This window comes from Pseudonocardia terrae (assembly GCF_021343995.1).
GTDB lineage: Bacteria > Actinomycetota > Actinomycetes > Mycobacteriales > Pseudonocardiaceae > Pseudonocardia > Pseudonocardia terrae.
Window position 1 is genome coordinate 115998 of sequence record NZ_JAJTTE010000016.1, and the last position, 22186, is coordinate 138183.

Below are 22186 nucleotides of genomic sequence, written 5' to 3' on the forward strand. Positions count from 1 at the left end.
GCGAGCAAGGAGGCGCAAGTGGAAGGCTTCCTCGGCGCCCGCCGCATGGGGTGGGGGCAGCATAAAACGATCGAAGTCGGAAAGGTCGCTCTGAACTTCAATTGTAAGGCCTGCGGAGACGCTCGTACGTTCATGTCGGGTCACAAGCTCTCCTGCCTCGTCGTCGGCGACCGTGTTGTGAGCATCGACGCATGTCTGAAATGCCCCGTCTGCGAGGCCGCCGTGGAGGCATGGTTCCTTGTGGTGTCCCGAGACAGCTTGTACGAGCGGGCGCCGACCGTGCGCTTGGAACGCTATGTCGAGAACCGGCGCGGTGTCGCGAATCGGCTTGGAATAGGTTCCGGCGATTTCGATGACCTGTTGGAGCGAGCCCAACTCGCGTACGAGGAGCAGCTCGGCGCGGGAGCTATGGTATACCTTCGAAAGATCTTCGAAGCGCTAACTAAGCAAGTCGCAGAGGTGGCAGGTATTTCAACTACCGGAAGTAGAGGTGGCCGGAAGCCATTCCGTGACCTCTTGCAGGAGGTAGACGCGAGGCATCACATTATTCCCTCGGTATTTTCCAGTGATGGATACAAATTGTTCAGTGAGCTGAGTGAGGTCGTTCATGGCGACTCGAGTGAGGAGGTCGCGCTCCGGAAATACCACCCTTGCAGAAGCCTAGTCATCGGCGTGATCCAGAATGTCGCAAGCAATCAGGAGATGAAACAGGCGATCGACGCACTCGGTTGGGATGTGAACCACCTTGACGTGGCGGCGAGTGGAGACTTGGCGTCATGAGCAAGATTGAGAGACTGATCGCCGAGTTGTGCCCGAGCGGTGTTGAGTTTCGAGCGCTCGGCGATGTCGGACAGTTCGTGCGTGGTGGCGGCCTACAGAAGAAGGACTTTGTAGCCGAGGGATTCCCCTGCATCCATTACGGCCAAATCTACACGTACTACGGGTCTTCGGCCTCCACGACTAAGTCCTTCGTCGAGCCCGCATTGGCTGCGATGCTTAAGAAGGCTGCAACCGGGGACCTCGTTGTTACGACCACTAGCGAGAACGTCGAGGACGTCTGCACAGCCGTCGCATGGCTTGGCGAGGGTGAGATCGCGATTGGGGGCCACTCCTGTGTCTTCAAACACACCCTTGACCCGATGTACGTCGCGTATTGCTTCCAGACCGAGCAATTCGAGTTGCAGAAGCGGAAGTTCGTCACCGGCACGAAGGTCAAAGAGATCAAGGTTGCCGACATCGGCCGGATCAGGATCCCCGTCCCACCAATAACAATTCAGAGGGAAATTGCGTCAGCGCTTGGCGTGATGGAGCAACTTAAAACCGAGCTTCAGGCTCAGCTCGAGGTTGAGCTTGGATGCCGCTCTCGCCAGTATTCATACTATCGCGATCAACTGTTTATGTTCCGCGACGCAGAGGCAGCCCAATGGGTTCCGTTGGGTGATGTTGCAATCAATCATGATTCTCGCCGTCGGCCGGTCACTAAGGCGGCCCGGGAGCCAGGTGAGATTCCCTACTACGGCGCCTCGGGAATCGTCGACTACGTGAGTGACTTCATCTTCGACGGGGACTATTTGCTGGTGTCGGAAGACGGTGCGAACCTGCTGGCGCGCTCAACACCGATTGCCTTCACAGCCTCAGGAAAGACTTGGATCAACAATCACGCACATGTCTTGGAACTTGCTACCTACGCCGAGCGTCGATTCCTTGAGTTCTATTTGAACTCGATCGACCTAACTCCATATATTTCTGGCGCTGCGCAACCAAAGTTGAACAAGGCGAATCTTAGTAGAATTCCAGTGCCACAGCCGCCACTCGAGGAGCAGAAACGGATCGTTGGGATCCTCGACAAGCTCGAGGCCCTCGTGAATAACCTCAGGATAGGCCTGTCTGCAGAGATCGACCTGCGGCGCCGACAGTACGAGTACTACCGCGACAGGCTGTTGATCTTCAAGGAAGCCGCATGACTGAAGCCCCCGACTCCTCGCTCCGCTACGAGCCGATCGCGGTGACCGACGAGTCGACCGTTGTTGCGGCGTACACCCCGGACCCGGCAGAAGCGCAGGGGTATCAGTCTGAGGCTCAGTTGGAGGATGAGTTCATCCGGCTGTTGCAGTCGCAGGCATACGAGCGGCTCACGATCGCCTCGTCTGCTGACTTGGAGACCAACCTGCGTCGACAGTTGGAGTTCCTGAATGACGTCATTTTCAGCGACGCTGAATGGAGATGGTTCTTCGGCAACAAGGTCGCCGCGAAGAACGAAGGTATCGTCGAGAAGACGGCGCGAATTCAAGAGGACCCGATCCAGGTTCTTGCCCGTGATAACGGCACCAGCAAGAACATCAAGTTGATCGATAAGTCGAACATCCACAACAACCGCCTCCAGGTGATCAACCAGTACGAGGCGGTGGGGGAAGGCGGTGGCGTCGACCGGCAGCATCGTTATGACGTCACCATCCTCGTCAATGGTCTCCCGCTCGTCCATGTCGAGCTCAAGCGCCGCGGCGTCGCATTGAGGGAGGCGTTCAACCAAATCAATCGCTACCAGCGAGAGTCTTTCTGGGCCGACGCTGGCCTGTTCGAGTACGTCCAGCTGTTCGTCATCTCAAACGGCACTCAGACGAAGTACTATGCAAACACCACCCGTGCTCGCAGGATTGCCGAAGCCGAGGGTGGGCGGCGTGGCAAGAAGCAGACCTCAAACACGTTTGAGTTCACATCGTGGTGGACCGATGCCGACAACAAGCGGATTGGCGAACTTGCCGCCTTCACCAAGACCTTTCTCGCCAAGCACACGCTACTCAACATCCTGACGAAGTACTGTGTGTTCGACGTCTCCCGCACGCTGCTGGTAATGCGGCCGTACCAGATAATTGCCGCTGAAAGGATTCTTCAGCGGGTCCTTACGTCGACAAACATGAAAAAGCTCGGGAGCGTCGCCGCTGGCGGCTACATCTGGCACACGACTGGCTCTGGCAAGACGTTGACCTCGTTCAAGACAGCGCAGCTTGCCTCGCGGATGGATGGTATCGACAAGGTGCTCTTTGTGGTCGACCGTAAGGATCTCGACTACCAGACGATGCTCGAGTACAACCGCTTTGAGAAGGACTCGGTGAACGGCTCGAAGTCCACCGCCGAGCTCAAGCGGCAGCTCCAGAACCCTAACTCCCGCATCATTGTCACGACAATTCAGAAACTTGCCCGCTTCATCGAGCAGAACCGTGGCCACGAAATTACTTCGGATCACGTCGTTCTCATCTTCGACGAGTGTCACCGTAGCCAGTTCGGTGACATGGGTGCCGCGATTCGCAAGGCGTTCAAGCGCTACCACCTATTCGGCTTCACCGGGACTCCGATTTTTCCGGAGAATGCTGGCGGCCGGCAGCTCGACACCACTGAGTCTGTTTTCGGTGAGCGGCTCCACACATACACGATCGTCGACGCCATTAACGACGGGAACGTGCTCCCGTTCCGTGTTTCCTACCAGAACACGGTTCGGGTCGCCGACCACGTGGCTGACAAGGACGTCGAGGCCATTGACACCGAGGAGGTGTTGATGGCTCCGGAGCGCATCCGGCAGATCGTCACGTACGTCCTGGACCACTTCGACACGAAGACGATGCGTGGCCAAAGCTACAGTCTCGGGGAGAGGCGCGTCCGAGGCTTCAACGCAATCTTCGCCACGGCATCCATCCCGGCGCTAAAGTCCTACTACTCGGAGTTCGCCAAGCAGCAGACCGCGAGGAAGGCGGCGGATCGGTCGTACCAGCCGTTGAAGGTAGCCACCATCTTCAGCTACGCCGCCAACGAGGACGAGGAAGCCGGCGGCCTGCTCGATGACGAGGCCCTCGACACCAACGCCCTAGACGGATCGTCGCGCGACTTCCTTGAGACGGCAATCGCCGACTACAATGCGACTTTCGGGACTTCGTACGACACCTCCTCGGCGAGGTTCGAGAACTACTACAAGGACCTAGCGCGCCGGCTGAAGGAACGCGACGTTGATCTCGTGCTCGTGGTGAATATGTTCCTTACCGGCTTCGACGCCACGACCCTCAACACCATGTGGGTGGACAAGAGCCTCAAGTCCCACGGCCTGATCCAGGCCTTGAGTAGGACCAACCGGATTCTGAACTCGGTGAAGGCCTACGGCAACATCGTTGCATTTCGGAACCTCGAGTCGGCAGTTGACGATGCGCTCGCGCTCTTCGGCAACCGCGACGCCCGGGGCGTTGTCCTGCTGAAGCCCTACCAGTACTACCGCTCGTCTTACGACAAGTACGTCCGCGAGCTTACCGAGCTGGTGGGGCCCGGCGAGGACCCCTTTGGCGAGGCGGCCGAGAAGAGATTCGTAGTCCTGTTCGGCGAGATTCTTAAGCTGCGCAACGTCCTCACGTCATTCGACGAGTTCGCCGACGATGACTCCCTGACTCCACGCGATCTGCAGAACTACACGAGCACCTACAACACGTTATGGGATAAGCATCGTAAACGTGCTCAGGTGGATAAGGAGTCGTTTCTTGACGACGTGGTCTTCGAGATCGAGCTCGTCAAGCAGGTCGAGGTCAACATCGACTACATCCTCATGCTCGTCATGAAGTGGCGTGAGGCAAAGGCGTCCGGCACGGAGCACGTCAGGCAGGTCGCCGACATCGAGAACGCCATCGATTCCAGTCCGACGCTCCGCAACAAGCGCGACCTGATCATGGACTTTGTCGACTCGATCTCGGTCAGCGACGGCGTCAGCGAAGATTGGCGTGAGTTCATACGCAAGCGCCGTGAGGCCGAGCTGGACGCCCTCATCGCTTCCGAAGCGCTGAAGGTTGACGAGGCGCGTTCCTTCGTCGCCGATGCGTTCCGCGACGGAGCGGTTTCGACGACCGGTACCGCCGTCACCAAGATCCTTCCGCCAGCATCGCGATTCTCGAAGAACAACAATCATGCCGACAAGAAGCGGCGGGTCCTAGGAAAGCTCGTCGAGTTCTTCGAACGCTACGCGGGGCTGGCCTGACGGAACTGAGACCGGCCTAAGGATGTGCTTGACGCGCTACTTCGATAATGCTGCGTCGAGGAAGACGGCGGCGTCGGGGTGGAGTTCGCCGCGGCTGACGTAGGTGTCCTTGAGAAACTTGGCCTGACCCATGAGGTCGGCCTTGGCGCGGTCGGTCAGGGACACTTCGTCGTCGAGGATGGTGGCGTAGGTGCGGCGCCAGGTGTGGGGGGTCATCCAGTCGAGGTCGACCTTCTCGCGGATCCTGCGGACGCTGCGGCGGACGTTGGCGGGCCAGCGGTAGGTCGGGGTGCCGTCGCGGCCGGCGGAGGCGAAGAGGGGCCAGGACGGGTCGAATAGGGGGTCCTGGCGGGCGCGGAGCCGGGTCACGAGGAACTCGGGGAGCGGGACGACGCGGAGAGCCATGGCGCTCTTGCCGTTGTGGACGACGAGGCCCTTGCCCTTGATCGGGTAGACGTTCTGGCGGACGGCGACGACGGGGACTCGTCGGGCTTCGCCAGGGCCGACGATGCGGAAGCCGTCGAGGTCGAGGTCCATCCAGCGGACGGCGCAGATCTCGCCGATGCGCAGGCCTGAGCCGAGGGCAAAGCGGATGAGGTCGGGCATGTCCGCACGGACGGCGATCTGGTCGGTGTCGGTGAACTCGAGGAGCCGGCGGCGTTCTTCGACCGTCAAGCCGCGCGGGGGAGTGGCCTTGTGGCCGCGGGAGGTCTCAATGCGTTCGAGCTCGCGAACCGGGTTGGTCGGGATGACCTGGTTGAGGACGGCTTGCTGCATGACTCCTGAGACGATGGCTCGGATCATGCGGCGGGTGTTCGCGGCGTGCGCCGGGCGCTCCTCGTAGGAGCCGTCCCGGAGCTTCACCATCTTGCGGGCCGACTCGAGGCCAGCGAAGTAGATGTCGAGACGGGCGACCGTGCACTCGATGAGTCGGAGCTCGCCTAGCTTCGGGAGGACCTGCTTCTTGAGGCAGTTGGCGTACGTGTCGGCTGTGGAGTCGGCCCGGCGCTCCTGAATCTTCGCGAACCAGACCTCGGACGCCTCGCGGAAGCGGGAGTGCGAGCCGAGCGCCATCGCCTGCGGGGCGCCGCTGCGCTCACGAAGAGCGTCCTGGATCGCCTTCTGCGCGGTGGCCTTCGTGGGCGCCCAGCGGGACAGCTGGCGGGTCCGGCCGTCGAGGTCTCTGTAACGGCAGCGGGCGAGCCAGCGGCTGCCATCGCGGGTGACCTGGATCTCCCCGTGCGAGCCGAGCTCAAGCGGAGGTCGAGCCATCGCGTACCCCTCCCGGACGGGGTTTTCGTTGAGTTTCCGTTGAGCGGATCTCCGGGAAAAGCTAACAGGCCGGACCGACAACCGGTCTGACCTGCTAGTTTGTGTGCGCCGCGAGGGAATCGAACCCCCAACCCGCTGATTAAGAGTCAGCTGCTCTGCCGATTGAGCTAGCGGCGCATGTGTTCAGTTGTCCTACCGGGTCCTGCGGTGTCCCTTGCGCGACAGGCGAAACGCTATCAGGTGCGTCCTGCGGGCCGTGCAAGGGGTCCGGGACCCCGGGTGAGTGACGGGACTTGAACCCGCGACTTCCTGGACCACAACCAGGTGCTCTACCAGCTGAGCTACACCCACCATCGAACCTCCGGGCCGCCCCGGCGTTCTGGAGAGAACTCTACAAGGTCGTGTCGACCGCGTTCACCGCGGGGGTGCCAGGGCGGCCGCGGCGGCCCTGGCCTCGTCGGACGTCGGTCCGGGGGGCTGTACGAACAGGGTCCGCCGGTAGTACTCGAGCTCGCGGATCGACTCCTTGATGTCGGCGAGCGCGCGGTGGGCGAGGCCCTTCTCGGGCTTGGCGTAGAAGACGCGCGGGAACCAGCGGCGGGCCAGCTCCTTGACCGAGCTGACGTCGATCATGCGGTAGTGCAGGTGGGCGTCGAGCTCCGGCATGTCCCGGGCCAGGTAGCCGCGGTCGGTGGCGATGGAGTTGCCGGCCAGCGGCGCCGTGCCGACCTCGGGCACGTGCTCGCGGACGTAGGCGAGCACGGCCTCCTCGGCCTCCCGCACACTGGTCCGCGACGCCCGGACCTCCTCGGTCAGCCCTGAGCGCGCGTGCATCTCCCGGACGACCTCGGGCATCCCCGCCAGCGCGTCGTCGTCGGCGTGGATCACGACGTCGACGCCCTCGCCGAGCACGTTCAGGTCCCCGTCCGTGACCAGCACGGCGATCTCTATCAGCGCGTCGCGGCGCAGGTCGAGGCCGGTCATCTCACAGTCGATCCACACCAACCGGTCGTTCATGGCCCGCAGCGTATGCGCTGGCCCGCCGGTTGTCGTACGCCTGGTCTACGCTCCGCGACGTGGGGGAGAACACGCTAAGCGCCGCCCAGGAGATCGCCGCCGGCTACGCCACCGAGGGCTCTGCCCTCGAGCTGGGCACGGTCGTGGTCGACGGGCAGGTGGACCCGTCGGCGCGCGTCCGCATCCCGTTCGCCACGCTGAACCGGCACGGGCTGGTCGCGGGCGCCACGGGTACCGGCAAGACCAAGACCCTGCAGGGACTGGCGGAGCAACTCTCCGCCGCCGGGGTCCCCGTCCTGCTGGCGGACGTCAAGGGCGACCTCTCCGGCCTCGCGCGCCCGGGCGAGGACGGGCCGAAGATCCAGTCCCGGGCGAAGGACACCGGGGACGACTGGGTGGCCACCGGCTTCCCCGTCGAGTTCCTCTCCCTGGGCGGGAAGTCCTCGGCGATCCCGATCCGCGCCACGCTCACCCAGTTCGGGCCGATCCTGCTGTCGAAGGTCCTCGACCTGAACGACACCCAGGAGTCCACGCTCGGGCTGATCTTCCACTGGGCCGACCAGCGGAACCTCCCCCTGCTCGACACCAAGGACCTCCGCGCGGTGATCCAGCACCTCACCAGCGACGAGGGCAAGGCCGACCTCAAGGGGATCGGCGGCGTGTCGGCGGCCACGGCCGGCGTCATCCTCCGGGCGCTGGTGAACCTCGAGGCCCAGGGCGGCGAGGACTTCTTCGGCGAACCCGAGTTCGAGCCGGCGGACCTGCTCCGCCAGGTCGACGGCAAGGGCGTCGTCACCCTGGTCGAGCTCGCCGACCAGGCCGCGAACCCCAAGCTCTTCTCCACGTTCCTGATGTGGCTGCTCGCCGAGCTCTACGAGGAGCTGCCCGAGGCCGGCGACCTCGACAAGCCCAAGCTGGTGTTCTTCTTCGACGAGGCCCACCTGCTGTTCACCGACGCGTCGAAGGCCTTCCTCGAGCGCATCGAGCAGACCGTGAAGCTGATCCGGTCGAAGGGTGTCGGCGTGTTCTTCTGCACGCAGCTGCCCACGGACGTGCCCAACGCCGTGCTGTCGCAGCTCGGCGCGCGGGTCCAGCACGCGCTGCGGGCCTTCACCCCGGAGGACCAGAAGGCCCTCGCGAGGACGGTCAAGACCTACCCGGTCTCGAAGGTCTACGACCTGGAGGAGGCGCTCACCACGCTCGGCACCGGCGAGGCGGTCGTCACGGTGCTGTCCGAGCGGGGTGCCCCCACGCCGGTGGCCTGGGCGCGGATGCGCGCGCCGCGGTCGCTGATGGCCGCGATCGGGGGGCCGGCCGTGACCGAGGCGGCCAAGGCCTCGCCGCTCTACGGCAGGTACGGCGAGACGGTCGACCGCGAGTCGGCGTACGAGAAGCTCACGGCCAAGATCGCCGAGGCGGCCCCACCGCCTCCGGAGGCTGCGCCCGCGCCCGAGCGTCGCCGCGAGGAGCGGGAGGAGCCGGGCATGGTCACGCAGATCCTCAACTCCCCGGCCGCCAAGTCGTTCATGCGTTCCATGGCCACCCAGCTCGGCCGGGAGATCACGCGGGGGCTGTTCGGCACGCGTCGACGCTAACGTCGATTGACTTTCGATAGATACCAGTCGATACTCGACGCATGATGGCCGAGCATCGAGCGGTGGCGCCGCTCCGGGTGTTCCTCGTGGTCCTGTTCGCGGTGCTGGTCGTGTTCCAGACCCTGTCGCTGCCGGGGCAGTGGGCGCACATGGCGGAGCAGTCGCCGGAGCTCGCGTACCTCCGCTGGCCGCTGACCGCCCTGTCGGTGTTCTGGGTGCTGTGCGTGCAGGTGGTGGTCGTGGCGACCTGGGTGCTCCTCGGCCGGGTGCGCAAGGACCGGATCTTCAGCGCGGCCTCCCTGGTGTGGGTCGACGCGATCGTGTGGGCGGTCGTCGCGGCGTGGGTGGCTCTCGTGGGTGTGTTCCTCTGGGTCGGTGTCGGGGCGGACGACCCGGGGCTGCCGATGCTGCTGTTCCTGCTGGTCGTCGGCGTCGCCGTGGTGGGACTGCTGATGGTGGTGATGCGGGCCCTGCTGCGGCAGGCCACGACGCTGCGCACCGACATGGAGGCGGTCATCTGATGCCGATCGTCGTGCGGATCGACGTCGAGCTGGCCCGGCGGAAGATGAGCGTCGGGGAGTTCGCCGACCGGGTGGGGCTCACGCCGGCGAACGTGGCGGTGCTGAAGAACGGGCGGGCCAAGGCCGTGCGGTTCAGCACCCTGGACGCGATGTGCCGGGTGCTCGGCTGTCAGCCCGGCGACCTGCTGGAGTGGGTCCCGGCGCAGGACGCGGCGGACGAGAAGGCAGGGGACACGGCGGAGGCCGCCGAGCGGTCCTGAGGCCGTGTCCCCGGCCGAGCTCGTCCCGCTCGTTCCGTGGTCGTCGGACGGGCCGCCCGCCGGCGTCCGTCCGCCGCATCGTCGCGACGAGCCGGCTCATGCTCGTCACGCATGCCGACGCGGAGCGGATGCCGCGTCCGTGAGGTCGTCCCCGGCCGTGGGCCGGGCGGGCCCGCCGTCCGTGCGTGGGAGCAGCCCCGGTGTCGTCGCCTCGGCCAGTGCGACGGCGTCGGCCGCGCCGATGTCGAGGATCCGGTAGCCGCCCTCGCCGGCGGCGGTCACGGCTTGCAGCGTGACCAGGCCGGCGCGCCGCTGGAGGGGGCTCTGCCGGACGGTCCAGCCGATCACGCCGGCGCGCTGCAGCGCCACGGTCCGGCGGGACAGCCCGCCGAGCCGGCTGACGAGGTGGCGCGGGGTGAGCGCGTGCCCGAGCGCCCGGTACCGGTCGGCGGCGAGCAGGGCGGCCAGCGGCACGAGCACCACCGTCCCCGGCCAGATCCACCCCAGGCCCGGCCAGGCCCGCCCGACGACGGCCGCCGCCGCGACCAGCACCAGCACCGGGAGGAGGGCGCGGGTGTACCGGCGCCGCCGCGCGGCCGACGGGTGCGGGAGCAGCGGGGTGAGCGTCGGGTCGGCCTCGGCGGCGTCGGGCGTCCGCCGCAGGGCCGCGCCCGCGACCCGGTGCGCCTCGGCCCGCGGCGCCGGCGGCTGCAACACTCCGCCCTGCGCCTCCCGTCCGAGCCCGGTCGACAGTGCGCGGGTCTGGGCGCCACCGCCCGCGCGCAGCAGCAGTGGCTCGTGCACCCCGACCCCGCGCAGCCGCTCCTCCGCGACCGACAGCGAACGGGTGGTGAAGAGCCCGCGCCGGACCCGCAGGGTGCCGTCGGTCTCGCGGGTCAGCCGGTACCCCCACCAGCGCTCGGTGAACAACAGCAGGGACCCGATGACGGCGACCACCAGCAGCGCCAGCCCCACCAGCCCGACGGCCAGCCACAACGGGGCCGCCGCAAGCCGCTCGGCCGCGGCGTCGACCCCGCCGACGTCGGTGGGGTTCACGCCGAGCTCGTTGAGCACGTTGAACCCGGCGGCCGCGATCGCGCCGATGCCGGCGAGGGAGGAGAAGGTCAGCGGGGCGAACCGCAGCCAGGACCAGTGCAGCCGGGCCAGGACCTCCGCCTCGGGCTCGACCGGCTGCGCGACGGGCGTGCTGCGCGTCTCGGCCGGCCGCCGGTCCAGCAGCTCGCGCCGCAGCGTCTCGGCCTCGGCCGTGCTGACGGCGTCGAGCGTGAGGCCGCCGTGCCGGTGCTCCCCACCCGACTCGGCCGCCCGCACCGCCACCACGCTGAGCCGGAAAGCACGGTGCAGCGGTGACGCCGTGAGGTCGACGGTGCGGATCCGGTCCCGCGGCACCGAACGCCGTTGCCGGCGTAGCCAGCCGCTGTGCAGCTCCACCCGCTCGGCGGTGATCCGGTACCGGGTGGTGCGCCAGCGGACCACGCCCGCGACGACCACGAGCACCCCGATCCCGAGCGTGACCCACGGCCGGACCGGGTCGTTGTTGCTCCCGGTGATCAGCACGACGATCAGCACCGGGACGAACTTGACCAGCGTCCGGACCGGCTCGACGACCACCATCCGCAGGTCGAGCCGGCGCCACGGGACCTCGGTGTCGAGGGTGGGGTCGGCCGGGTCCGCCGAGACCGTCATGTGGCGTCGCCGGGCGTCGCCCGGGTGGTCTCGGTGAGCTGACGGGCGAGCTCCTGGGCGTGCGCGGTGGCCAGGCCGCGGATGATGACGGGCCCGCGCGCACTCGCCGTCGTGACGGTGACGCTGGCCAGGCCGAGCAGCTGCTGCAGCGGCCCGTGCTCGGTGTCGACCGTCTGCACCCGCGAGATCGGCGCGATCCGCCACTCGCGGACCAGCCAGCCGGACAGCGTGTAGACCGCCTCGTCGGTGACCTCCCAGCGGTGGATCCGGAACAGGATCCCGGGGACGACGGCGGCGTAGCAGAGCCCGGCGACCACCGTCGCCACGAGCGTGCCCCACAGCCAGCCCGGTCCGCCGAGGACCAGCGCCACCACCAGCTGGGGGAGTGCGACGATCCCCGCGCCGCCGAGGCCGCGCACCCGCCACCAGCTCCGCGCGCGCGGGTCCACCCGGTGTGCGGGCGGGCGGAGCGGGAGCGCGGTCGGCACGGTGGACCCGGTCTGCATGGGTTCATGCTGCCGAAACCCTCCGGTCCGTGTCGCGGGACCCTCCGGAACCGCGGCGAGCCCCTCGGCCGGGCGGTCCGCCCCGTAGGGTCGGGCGTGTGCGACCCCCGGGATGGCAGCCGCGACTGATCGCCCTCGACATCGACGGCACCACGGTCCACGAGAAGAACCCGCCCAGCCCACGGGTCCTCGCGGCCGTCCGGGAGATCGGGCGGCACGCCGTCGTCACGCTGTGCACCGGGCGCACGGTGCTCGGGGTCGGGCACGTGCTGGACCAACTGGAGCTCGGCGGGCGTCCGGCCACCGGGCGGTACGCCGACCGCTTCGTCGACACCGAGCACACGACCGTCTGCTCGAACGGCGCCGTGGTGCTCGACACCGGCTCGCGCGAGGTCCGGTACGCGATCCGGTTCGAACCGGGGCCCGTCGTCGCGGCGGTGCGCGAGGCCCTGCCGGGGGCGGTGTTCGGGTGCGAGGAGGTCGGCGTCGGGCAGCGGGTCGGCGCGCCCTTCCCCGACGGCATCCTCGCCGGCCGGGTCCGGGTCGTCGACGAGGCCGAGCTCCTCGGCGAGCCGACGCCGAAAGTGGTCGCGTACTGGCCGCACGGCACGCCCGCCGAGGTCGCCGAGCGGATGGCCGACGTCGAGGTCCCCGGCGCCGAGGTGAGCCTGGACCACGAGATGCCGTGGGTGTCGATGGTGCCGGAGGGGGTGTCCAAGGCGTCGGCGCTGGCCGAGGTGGCGCGGGTGCTCGGGGTGGCGCAGGGCGACGTCCTCGCGGTCGGCGACGGCGACAACGACCGCGCGATGCTCCGCTGGGCCGGCCTCGGCGTGGCGATGGGGCAGGCACCGCCCGAGGTGAAGGCCGACGCGGACGAGGTCACCGGCACGGTCGAGGAGGACGGCCTCGCGGCGGTGCTCGAGCGCTATCTCTGAGGGGCGCGCGAACGCTGTCCGTGAACGTCGCGCGGGCGCTCCTCGACCGTCGCACGAGCGCTGTCCTCGAACGTCGTGCTCATCGCCGGTCGTCGCGGCCGAGGGCGGCGAGCTGGGCGGCGCGGACCGGCGCGGTCTGGGCCTGGACGAGGTGGAAGCTCGCCTCGCGGGCCCACCGCTGCTCCGGGCTGGTGCGCAGCATCGCGCCACCCGAACGGGCCGCGACCAGGGCGTTCGCGGCCCGGACGGTCAGGGCGCCGAGCTCGCCGCGCAGGGCCAGCCGCTCCGGGATCCGTTCGCGCGCCGGGACCTCGAGCAGCAGGGCGAGGGCCTCGGCGCGGAGGTGGTCTGCTCGTTCGGCCAGCGTCGCGGCGAGCTCTGCGACCCCGGGCCGGTCGAGTTCCGACAGCGCGCGCAGGACCCGGCGGAGCAGGCCGGTGGTCGCCGCCGTGGGGTTGGCGGTTCGGGCGGCGTCGAGCTCGCGGTAGGCGGGGCCGTCGGCGAGACCGAGAACGGCGTCGGGGCCGACGGCGAGCCCGTCGATCTCCAGCGCGACGGTCCGGGTCCCGCCCATGACCGCCAGCGGCAGCGGCTGGCCGCTCCGGAGGGCGGCGGTGTCGTGTGCCGGGACCAGCGTGAACAGGTACCGGTCGCCGGGTGCGGCGGCAGCGATCATCACGTGGTCGACCAGGCCCCATCCGGTGCACCAGTCGGCGCGCCCGTGCAGTCGCCAGCCGGCGCCTTCGGGTTTCGCGCGGACGGCGGGTGGGCCTGGCGGGCGCAGGTGCGCGATCGCGAGCCCTGCCTGTTCGTCCGCCGACGACAAGGCCGCGCGGTGCGCCGGGCCGGCGTCTCCGGCGGTGAAGTGCGCGGGGTCGAGGCCGGTCACAGCGCCGCGGGCGAGCATCTGCGGCGTGCGGTGCTGGTTGACCACGAACCAGGTTGCCGCGCACGCCCCGGCGAGGACCTCGGTGACCTCGACGTCCCCGAGCGCGTCGGCACCGAGCCCGCCCTCGGCCTCGGGGATCCGCACGCTCAGCAGGCCCGCCGCCGCGAGAGCCCGGGTGTGCTCCCGGCGCACCCCGCGCGCCGGGTCGTCGGCCTCCGCCGCGTGCGGTTCGAGCAGCTCGACGGCGAGCCGCCGGGCCCGGTCGACGGGCCCCTCGGCGGCCGGATTTCGGAGGGGAGCGATCACCGGGGAGACGGTAGGCGCCAGTGCCGTCCGCGGCCGAAGCACGCTGGTGAAGCGTTCGGGCTGCGGCTCGGGCGGTGGGTGGTGGCCCGCCCGGGCCCGGGCGACGCCCACCTCATCGCGCCCGGGCGAGCTCCCGGATCTCGGTGGCCATGAGCGGGGCCATGCGTTCGAGGGTGCCGCCGCAGGAGGTGGGGCGTGCGGGGCCGGGGACCGGCTCGACCCGCACCGCCCACGCCGTACCGCCAGGCCCGGTGACGAGCACCTCGGGACCGTCGATGCGGGCGACGAGGAGGGCGTCGACGTCCCGCAGCCCGGTCTGCGCGCGCACGGCCAGCTCCGCGACCTGCCCGGCGGGCTCCCAGGCGGCGCGGCCGCGGCAGTGCCCGTGCTCCACCTCGCCCTGTCCGGCGGCCTTGCGCGCCTCGATCGCCGAGGCGAGGTCGAGGCGGCCGTAGAGGTAACCGGTGGGCAGCACGAGCGCGGTCGGGGCGAAGCGGTGCCCCCCGAGGTGCGAGCACTCCCAGATCCCGTCCGTCTCGGTCTCGGCGAGCCCGCGGGCGAGCGCGAGCCCGTCGACGGCGCAGCACAGGTCGCGGGTGCCGTGCGTGCAGACCAGCATCAACGGCCGGGTGACGGGTTCGCCGGCGCGGGCGTCGTCGAGCGGGACGGACGCGAGGTCCGCGGGCCCGTCGACGACGAACCTCCCGACCCGCCGGGCCCCGGGGCCGGTGTCGGCGAGCAGCACGGTGCGCGGCGAGTCCGGCGGCGGACGACGCCCGGGCCGCCGGATCAGCAGCAGCCGCCGGCCGGCCGCGCGGGCCCGTTCGACGAGCCCGGCGACGGCGGGATCGGGGTGCCGGTCGACGGTCCGCGGCCACGCGCCGAGGTGCTCGACGCACACGAGCCGGTCGCCGACGGGGGCGGTGCCGGGGAGCGGCTCGGCGAGCGCACGCGCGAGTGCGGAGCAGCGCGCGTCGGTCCTGCCGGCCATTCCGGGACCCTACCTTAGGCCACCCTAAATCGCACGGGTGACCTCGCACGATGCGTTCAGTCCACGCCCGGTAACTCTCTGGTGACCACCTTGCCGGTCTGGTTGCGGGGGAGCTCGTCGAGGAACACCACGTCACGCGGGACGGCGAACCGGGCGGCCTTCTCCTTCACCAGGGCGCGCACGCCGTCCTCGTCGAGGGACGCGCCCTCGCGCAGCACGACGTAGGCCGCGAGCCGCTGGCCGAACTTCTCGTCCGGCACCCCGACGACGGCGACCTCGCGCACCGCGTCGTCCGCGGCGATGAGGTCCTCGACCGGACCGGGGTGGACGTTCTCACCGCCCGAGACGATCATGTCGTCGCCCCGGCCGGTGAGGAAGAGCCGCCCGGCGTCGTCGAGGTGCCCGACGTCGCCGGTGCCGATCAACCCGTCCTGCCGCTCGATGTCCTGGCCCTCGCGGGTGTAGCCCTCGAACGGCAGGTCGTTGCCGACGAAGACGCGGCCGTCGGTGTTCGGCGGGACCCCGCGGCCGTCGTCGTCGAGGATGCGCAGGACCGTGCCGACGGGCGCCCGCCCCGCGGTGCCCGGAGCCTCGCGCAGGTCACGCGGCGAGGCGATGCTCACCCACGAGACCTCGGTGGAGCCGTAGAGGTTGTAGAGGCAGTCGCCGTAGCGGTCCATGAAGTCCTGGGCGAGCCCGGTCGGCAGCGCCGACCCGGAGACGGCGATGATCCGCGGCCGGTGCCCGTCGCGCCACGGCTGCCCGGTCTCGAACACCCGCTGGACCATCACCGGCACGGCGATCACGACCTGGATCCGCTCGGCCGCGACGGCGTCGAGGAAGTCCTCGGGGTCGAACCTCCGGCGCAGCACCACCGTGCCGCCGTGCAGCAGGGTCAGCAGCAGGCCGGCGTTGCCCCAGGTGTGGAAGAGCGGAGCGGCCAGCAGCGTCGGCTCGCCCGCCCGTAGCGGGATGACCGAGAGGATCGACGCCGCGGGCGCGATGGTCGAGATCGGCGGCCGCTGCGCACCCTTCGGTGTGCCGGTGGTGCCGGAGGTCAGCACGATCACCCGGCCCTCCTCGGCCGGACGCCCGGGCGGCGGGCCCGGCGTCGCGGTGAGCGCGTCGAGCTCGCCCTCGCCGATCACGGTGAGGCCCTCGGGGATCCGGTCGCGGAACTCCTCGTCGGTCACGACGAGCCGCAGCCGCAGCTCCCCGGCGATCTCGGCGAGCTGGCCGGCGGGCAGGCCGGTGTTGAGCAGCACGACGTCCGCGCCCAGCTTCGCGCAGGCCACCATCGCCTCGATCGCGCCGTGGTGGTTGCGGCACAGCACGCCGACCCGGGTCCGTTCGGCGGCGCCGCGGTCCTTGAGGGCGCGCGCGAGGCCGTCCGTGCGGGCGTGGACCTCCGCGTAGGTGAGCGTGCCGGACTCGTCGACGACCGCGGGCCGGTCGGGGTGGCGGGCCGCGCCGACCGCGTAGCCCCCGGCGAGACTGAGCCGATAGCGGACCAGGCCCGCGATCGATCCGGCCAGCCGGTCCGGCCGCATCGGCCGGACGACGCCGGAACGCGTCAGCGCGACCAGCGCGCGGCCGGTGCCGAGGGCGGTGGTGGCTGCGCCGCGCAGGCCCGCGGCGGCCGGGCCGAGGGCGTCGGTGAGGGAGGGGGTCCGGCGGTCGCTCACGCGCGCCATTCAACCGTGCCCGCACCCGCACCGCTGTGCGCGGTCGACGGTGCCGGAGCACCCACCGACCGCGCACGCGCAACGACGCCCCAGGTCAGGCCTTCGGGGCCGTGAGGTCGTAGACCGTGTGGCCGCCGACCGTCGTCGCCGTGTAGTGCTGCTCGACCCAACTGGTGATCTCCGACGTGGCGCCCCCGCGGCCGCCGGGGCCGCCGCCCATACCGCCGGTGACGAAGTAGTGGATCTCCCCGTTCGCGACGTACTGCTGGAACTGCTGCAGCGTGGGGTAGGGGTCGGAGCCGATGAAGCCGCCCATCGCCATGACCGACGTTCCGGAGGCGAGCTCCATCGACGCCGCGCCCTGAGAGCCGGTGGTCGCCGCCGCCCAGCGGGTGCCGGCGTTCTTGAGCAGCGTGACGAGCTGGGTGTCGACCGACTCCTCACCCGGGCCGCCGAAACCACCCGGGCCGCCGCCGAAGCCGCCGAAGCCGCCTTGCGCAGCACCCGTTCCGTAGCGCTGCCCCGAGCCGTCCGGAAGGGTGCCGGGAGAGGTGCCGTTGCGAGCGGTCCCGTCGGGAGTGGTGCCGTTCGGGGTCGTGCCGTCGGTCGTGACGCCCGGCATCCCGGGGAAGGTGCCCTCGGTTCGGTCGCCCGTCCGCCCGTCGTCGCGCACATCCGCGCCGCGCATCCCGCCGAAGCCCTCGGCGCCTTCCACTGCGGGTCCGGCGCTCGGAATGGATCCGCTGTGCGCGGTGCCCGCGGTGACCGCGGCCGACGCCGTCGGGGCGGCGATGCCGGCGAGCACGGCGGCGCCCGCCACGGCGGCCCCCCAGCGCCGGCGCCCGGCCGGGATCAGGAACGCGGCGGCCGCGACCAGCCCGACGACCAGGACCACCCACCGCAGCCACGGCAGGAAGGTCGGTGACCAGCCCAGCATCACGAACGCCCACACCGCCGTGACCGCGGAGGTCACGGCCAGGGCCGCCCGGCCGGTCCAGGTGTCGCGGGCCCGCCAGGCCTCGCGCCCGCCGAGCGCGACCAGCGCCGCGATGCCCGGCGCCAGCGCCACCGAGTAGTAGGGGTGGATGGTGCCGCTCATGAAGCTGAACACCAGCCACGTCACGACCGTCCAGCCACCCCACACGAGCAGCGAGCCGCGCATCCGATCGGTCCTCGGCGCCCGGCGGGTGAACCACAGGGCCGCGACCAGCAGGATCAGCGCCGCCGGGAGCAGCCACGAGATCTGCGTGCCGAAGGAGGTGCCGAAGAGCCGGCCGAGGCCGGCCGTCCCGCCGAACATGCTGCCGCCGGGACCGCCGCCTCCGGGCATCCCACCGGGTGCCCCGGGGAAGCCGCCTGCCGCCTCGGCGCCCCCGGGGAACCCGCCGGCGCCCATGTCGAACGCACGCTCCGTACCGCGGAAGCCGCCGCCCCCGCGGTTGCCCTCGCCGCCGAAGATCCGGCCGAGGCCGTTGTAGCCGAAGGCCAGCTCGAGCGGCGTGTTGTTCGTGGAGCCACCGATGTACGGCCGCGCGTCGACCGGCCAGAGCGCCACCGCGAGCAGCCACCAGCCCGCGCCGACGACGATCCCGACGCCGGCCACCAGGACGTCGCGGATCCGCTTCCCGACGGTCGTCGGGGCCGCCCACAGGTACGCGAACGCGAAGCCGGGCACCACCAGGAAGGCCTGCAGCATCTTCGCCAGGAACGCGAACCCGAGCACCAGCCCGGTGAGCAGCAGCCAGCGCCACGACGCCTTCTCCAGCGTCCGCACAGTGCAGTAGCCGGCGAGGACCAGCAGTAGGACGAGGAACGCGTCGGGGTTGTTGAAGCGGAACATCAGCACCGCGACGGGCGTGAGCGCCAGGACCAGCCCGGCGAGCAGCCCGACGCCCGGGCCGGCGACCCGCTTCACCGCCGCGTACAGCAGCGCGACCGACGTGACCGCCATCAGCGCCTGCGGTGCGAGCATGCTCCACGAGCTGAACCCGAAGATCCGCCCGGAGAGGGCCATGATCCACAGCGACGCCGGCGGCTTGTCGACCGTGATCGCGTTGCCGCTGTCGAGCGAGCCGAAGAAGAGCGCGGTCCAGTTCTGCGTCCCGGCCTGCACGGCGGCGGCGTAGAAGGAGTTGCCCCAGCCCGAGATCGCGATGTTCTGCAGGTAGAGCGCCGCGGTACCGACCAGCAGGAGCACGTACGCCGGGCGGTGCCACCGCCGCCGGGGGTCGGCGGCGGTGTGCCGGGGGCCGGAACCGTCCGCGGGGGGTCGGGCGGCTCCGGTGTCGGTGTGGAGCGTGGTGGTCACGGCTGCCTTTCGTGCGGACGCGCTGAGGGGTCGGGCGAGAGGGTCAGGCGGCGATCTCGGAGGGCACCTCGGCCGGCTCGGCGGCCGCGCCGGCGGACCGCCCGCGGAAGATCCACGCCCGGAAGAGGACGAAGCGCAGCACGGTGGCGACCAGGTTGGCGACGATGATCGTCACGACCTCGAGGCTCTGGTGCGCACCGGGGACGAGGACGCCGAGCAGGGCCAGCGCGCCCGTCGTCAGGCCGAGACCGAGCCCGAACACGATGAGCCCCTGGAACTGGTGGGTGACGGCGCCGTCGCGGCCGCGGACGCCGAACGTCAGGCGGCGGTTGGCGGCGGTGTTGGCGATCGTGGTGACCAGCAGCGCCACGACGTTGGCCCAGATCGGGCCCATGAACGTGCGGAACAGCAGGAACAGCACCAGGTTCGCGACCGTGCTCGCCACGCCGATCGCGGCGAACCGCACCAGCTGCGTCGGCAGGCCGCGCGGCACGCCCTCGACGGACGGCTGGAGGGGCGCCCGACCCAGCTGGGCCCGCAACTCGACGATCGGGAGGGCGCCGGTGGCCAGCGCGCGGCCGACGCGCCAGACGCCCTTGAGGTCGGCCGTGGCCGTCGCGACGATGTCCACGGTCGAGTTCGGGTCGTCCACCCAGTCCACGGGGACCTCGTGGATGCGCAGCCCCGCGCGCTCGGCCAGCACCAGCAGCTCGGTGTCGAAGAACCAGCCGGTGTCCTCGACGAGCGGGAGCAGCCGCTGCGCGACGTCGGCACGGATGGCCTTGAACCCGCACTGCGCGTCGGAGAACCCGGCCTGCAGCGTGCTGCGGAGGATGAGGTTGTAGCAGCGGGAGATGAACTCGCGCTTCGCCCCGCGCACCACCCGGGAGCCGCGGCCGAGCCGGGTGCCGATGGCCAGGTCGGAGTGCCCCGAGATCAGCGGGGCGACGAGCGGGAGGACGGCGTTGAGGTCGGTGGACAGGTCGACGTCGCAGTAGGCGAGCACGGAGGCGTCGGACGCCGACCACACGGTGTGCAGGGCCCGGCCGCGGCCCTTCTGCTCGAGCCGGACCAGCCGGACCTCGGGGAGCTCGGCCTCCAGGCGGGCGCCGATCAGCGGGGTCGTGTCGACGCTGGCGTTGTCGGCGATGGTGATGCGGAAGGAGTAGGGGAAGCTGCGCAGGAGGTGGTCGCGCAGCCGCCGGACCGAAGGCTCGAGGTCGTTCTCCTCGTTGTGGACGGGGACGACGATGTCCAGCACGGTGCAGGCGCGCCGGCCGCCGCGTGCGGCGTTCCCGGGCGCGCTGGCGGTCGTGTTCTCGGCGACGACGGGGCTCATACCGACGACGATCGGACCCGGGCCTGTCGCGGGTTTGTGGTCGACCTGTGGCCCCGCTGTCAAGCCGACCCGATCCGGTGTCGCGCCCGTCACACGGTCGCGCTCGGAGCGGGGAGCAGGCCTCATGGGCCCGACCATCCCGCTGCCGGCTGTCGCGATCGTGTGCCGGACCTGTGCGCGAGCTGTGTGCGGCTACCGGACCGCTTCCCGTCGCACCCGGATGCCGGCCGCCTCGCGGTCCCAGGCGGCCGCGGATCCCTCGGCCCGCAGCAGCGCCTTCTGCACCTTCATCGTGGGTGTGCGCGGCAGGGCGTCGGCGACCCGGACGTACCGCGGCACCATGTAGTGCGGCATCCGGTCGACCAGGAAGGCGAGCAGCTCGGCCGGGTCGATCTCGGCGCCCGCGCGGGGGACCACGACGACCAGCACGTCGTCCTCGCCCAGCTCGCTCGGCACCGCGACGGCGGCGGCCTCGTCGACGGCCGGGTGCGCCTGGACCTCCACCTCGACCTCGTAGGAGGAGATGTTCTCGCCGCGGCGGCGGATCGAGTCCTTGACCCGGTCGACGTAGAAGTACTCGCCGGACGGCTCCTGCCGCAGGGCGTCGCCGGTGTGGAACCAGGCGTTGCGCCAGGCCTCGGCGGTCGCCTCGGCGTTGTGGAAGTAGCCCGTGGTCATCACCCACGGATCGGTGCAGCGCAGCACCAGCTCACCCACGGCGCCGGGTGGTACGGGCATGTCGTGCTCGTCGACGAGCCGGGCCTCGACGCCCTTCCGCGGGCCGCCGCAGCTGTAGGGCGTCTCCGGGTCGAAGCCGGTGCGCAGCGGCACCGAGGTCTCGCTCATGTTGAACACGCTGTAGTAGCGCATCCCCGCCCGCCGGCAGATCGCCATCGCGTCGGGGGTCATCGGGGCGAGCAGTGCCATGCGCAGGGTCGTGTTCCGCTCCGCGTCCGACGGCGGCAGCGCGTTCAGGAAGGTCCCGATCGACCCCATCATCACGAGGAAGGTGCCCCGCACGCGCAGCACGTCCTCCCAGAAGGTGGCGGTGCTGTACTTCGTGATCACGCCGAAGGAGCCGCCGTGCACCAGCGCCCAGCACACCGCCGACATCCCGGTGATGTGGAAGAGCGGGGTGAAGATCAGGCCGCGGTCGTCCGCGTGGGTGTCGGGGTACGAGACCCGGCCCATGGTGGCCAGGTGCATCGCCGAGGAGAGCACGGCCTTCGACGGCCCGGTGGTGCCGGAGGTGAACAGCAGCGCGGCGGTGTCCCAGGGCTGCAGCGGGCGGTCGAGGGGATCGAGGTCGTCGGGCCCGTCGAGGAGGTCCTCCACCGGCCGGACGTCGACGCCCGCGAGCTCGGTGGGGCCGCCCTCGGTGAAGACCGTGCGCAGCCGGGCCGTGTCCACCGCGCCGAGCCGCTCGGCCAGCCCGGCGTGCGTGATCATGACGCTGACCTCGGAGAGCGCGACCGCGTGCTCGAGGAGGCCGCCCTTGTAGGCGGTGTTGAAGGGGACGTGGACCGCACCCAGGTAGGCCACGGCGAGCCAGACCCGCACCGCGAGCGGCCCGTTCTCCAGCCAGGACGCCACGTGGTCGCCCTGCCGCACGCCGGCCCGCTGGAGCGCGCGGGCGGTCACCCGTACCTGGCGTCGCAGGTCCGCGAAGGTCCACTCGGGGTCGCCGGTGTCGAACACGGCGACCACGCGGTCCGGCGTCTCCGCCGCCCAGTGGTCGATCAGGTCGCGGAACACGACCCCCTGCTGCACGGTGGGCGGTGTGCCCATGCGGCCTCCCGGTGACGGCGGTGTCCCCTCGCTGAACGCGCGTTCAGTCTGCGTCGGGA

The 22186-nt window shown here is 70.2% G+C and carries 17 protein-coding genes and 2 tRNA genes; 7 read left to right on the top strand and 12 right to left on the bottom strand.

What is annotated here, in order from left to right:
- Positions 1 to 18: 18 nt before the first annotated feature.
- The 3 genes from LWC33_RS13230 to LWC33_RS13240 are packed head-to-tail and all read left to right on the top strand — an operon-like array spanning position 19 to position 5008.
- Complete coding sequence (locus LWC33_RS13230) at positions 19 to 780, top strand: hypothetical protein (RefSeq protein WP_233304655.1); 762 nt, start codon at positions 19 to 21, stop codon at positions 778 to 780.
- Entirely contained in the window at positions 777 to 1964 is a 1188-nt protein-coding gene (locus LWC33_RS13235) for a restriction endonuclease subunit S (RefSeq protein WP_233304656.1), read from the top strand. The genes LWC33_RS13230 and LWC33_RS13235 overlap by 4 nt, the downstream gene beginning before the upstream one ends.
- Positions 1961 to 5008, top strand: a complete 3048-nt coding sequence (locus tag LWC33_RS13240) for a type I restriction endonuclease subunit R (protein ID WP_233304657.1) — start codon at positions 1961 to 1963, stop codon at positions 5006 to 5008. Before LWC33_RS13235 ends, LWC33_RS13240 begins: the two co-directional genes overlap by 4 nt.
- 36 nt (positions 5009 to 5044) lie before the next feature.
- On the opposite strand, the gene LWC33_RS13245 is transcribed toward LWC33_RS13240, so the two are convergent.
- The 4 genes from LWC33_RS13245 to orn all read right to left on the bottom strand — a co-directional run bounded on the left by LWC33_RS13245 (position 5045) and on the right by orn (position 7297).
- A complete protein-coding gene (locus LWC33_RS13245) occupies positions 5045 to 6280 on the bottom strand; it encodes a site-specific integrase (RefSeq protein ID WP_233304658.1) in 1236 nt (411 codons plus the stop codon).
- 104 nt (positions 6281 to 6384) lie between these two features.
- Positions 6385 to 6457, bottom strand: a tRNA-Lys gene (locus LWC33_RS13250).
- A 101-nt stretch (positions 6458 to 6558) separates the two neighbouring features.
- A tRNA-His gene (locus LWC33_RS13255) sits at positions 6559 to 6631 on the bottom strand.
- Positions 6632 to 6694: 63 nt separating this feature from the next.
- Entirely contained in the window at positions 6695 to 7297 is a 603-nt protein-coding gene (gene orn / locus LWC33_RS13260) for an oligoribonuclease (RefSeq protein ID WP_233304659.1), read from the bottom strand.
- 59 nt (positions 7298 to 7356) lie between these two features.
- Here orn and LWC33_RS13265 point away from each other — a divergent pair, with 59 nt between their 5' ends.
- From LWC33_RS13265 to LWC33_RS13275, 3 genes are read left to right on the top strand one after another with little or no spacing between them, the layout of a single operon-like run.
- Positions 7357 to 8892 (top strand): helicase HerA-like domain-containing protein, encoded by a 1536-nt coding sequence (locus LWC33_RS13265; RefSeq protein ID WP_233304660.1) that lies wholly within the window; start codon positions 7357 to 7359, stop codon positions 8890 to 8892.
- Positions 8893 to 8933: 41 nt separating this feature from the next.
- The gene (locus LWC33_RS13270) at positions 8934 to 9413 is read left to right on the top strand and encodes a DUF2975 domain-containing protein (RefSeq protein WP_233304661.1); all 480 of its coding nucleotides are present in this window, start codon (positions 8934 to 8936) and stop codon (positions 9411 to 9413) included.
- Positions 9413 to 9673 (top strand): helix-turn-helix domain-containing protein, encoded by a 261-nt coding sequence (locus LWC33_RS13275; RefSeq protein WP_233304662.1) that lies wholly within the window; start codon positions 9413 to 9415, stop codon positions 9671 to 9673. Before LWC33_RS13270 ends, LWC33_RS13275 begins: the two co-directional genes overlap by 1 nt.
- Before the next feature lie 105 nt (positions 9674 to 9778).
- Here LWC33_RS13275 and LWC33_RS13280 read toward each other — a convergent pair whose 3' ends face one another.
- Together LWC33_RS13280 and LWC33_RS13285 are read right to left on the bottom strand one after the other, a co-directional pair.
- Complete coding sequence (locus LWC33_RS13280; protein WP_233304663.1) at positions 9779 to 11380, bottom strand: PH domain-containing protein; 1602 nt, start codon at positions 11378 to 11380, stop codon at positions 9779 to 9781.
- Positions 11377 to 11886, bottom strand: coding sequence for a PH domain-containing protein (locus LWC33_RS13285; protein ID WP_233304664.1), 510 nt, complete (start codon positions 11884 to 11886; stop codon positions 11377 to 11379). Before LWC33_RS13285 ends, LWC33_RS13280 begins: the two co-directional genes overlap by 4 nt.
- 98 nt (positions 11887 to 11984) lie before the next feature.
- Here LWC33_RS13285 and LWC33_RS13290 point away from each other — a divergent pair, with 98 nt between their 5' ends.
- Positions 11985 to 12821 carry an HAD family hydrolase gene (locus LWC33_RS13290; RefSeq protein ID WP_233304665.1) on the top strand — a complete coding sequence of 279 codons (837 nt, stop codon included), beginning with the start codon at positions 11985 to 11987 and terminating at the stop codon, positions 12819 to 12821.
- Between the two features lie 79 nt (positions 12822 to 12900).
- On the opposite strand, the gene LWC33_RS13295 is transcribed toward LWC33_RS13290, so the two are convergent.
- From LWC33_RS13295 to LWC33_RS13320, 6 genes are all read right to left on the bottom strand, one after another.
- Positions 12901 to 14016 carry an acyl-CoA dehydrogenase family protein gene (locus LWC33_RS13295; RefSeq protein WP_233304666.1) on the bottom strand — a complete coding sequence of 372 codons (1116 nt, stop codon included), beginning with the start codon at positions 14014 to 14016 and terminating at the stop codon, positions 12901 to 12903.
- Positions 14017 to 14128: 112 nt separating this feature from the next.
- On the bottom strand, positions 14129 to 15007 hold the full coding sequence (locus LWC33_RS13300; protein ID WP_233304667.1) for a ferredoxin family protein: 879 nt from the start codon (positions 15005 to 15007) through the stop codon (positions 14129 to 14131).
- 56 nt (positions 15008 to 15063) lie between these two features.
- Entirely contained in the window at positions 15064 to 16692 is a 1629-nt protein-coding gene (locus LWC33_RS13305) for an AMP-binding protein (protein ID WP_233304668.1), read from the bottom strand.
- A 94-nt stretch (positions 16693 to 16786) separates the two neighbouring features.
- Positions 16787 to 19000, bottom strand: coding sequence for an ArnT family glycosyltransferase (locus LWC33_RS13310; protein ID WP_372476603.1), 2214 nt, complete (start codon positions 18998 to 19000; stop codon positions 16787 to 16789).
- 43 nt (positions 19001 to 19043) lie between these two features.
- Positions 19044 to 20339 carry a bifunctional glycosyltransferase family 2/GtrA family protein gene (locus LWC33_RS13315; protein WP_233304669.1) on the bottom strand — a complete coding sequence of 432 codons (1296 nt, stop codon included), beginning with the start codon at positions 20337 to 20339 and terminating at the stop codon, positions 19044 to 19046.
- 192 nt (positions 20340 to 20531) lie between these two features.
- Positions 20532 to 22127, bottom strand: coding sequence for an AMP-binding protein (locus LWC33_RS13320; RefSeq protein WP_233304670.1), 1596 nt, complete (start codon positions 22125 to 22127; stop codon positions 20532 to 20534).
- Between the last annotated feature and the right edge of the window lie 59 nt (positions 22128 to 22186).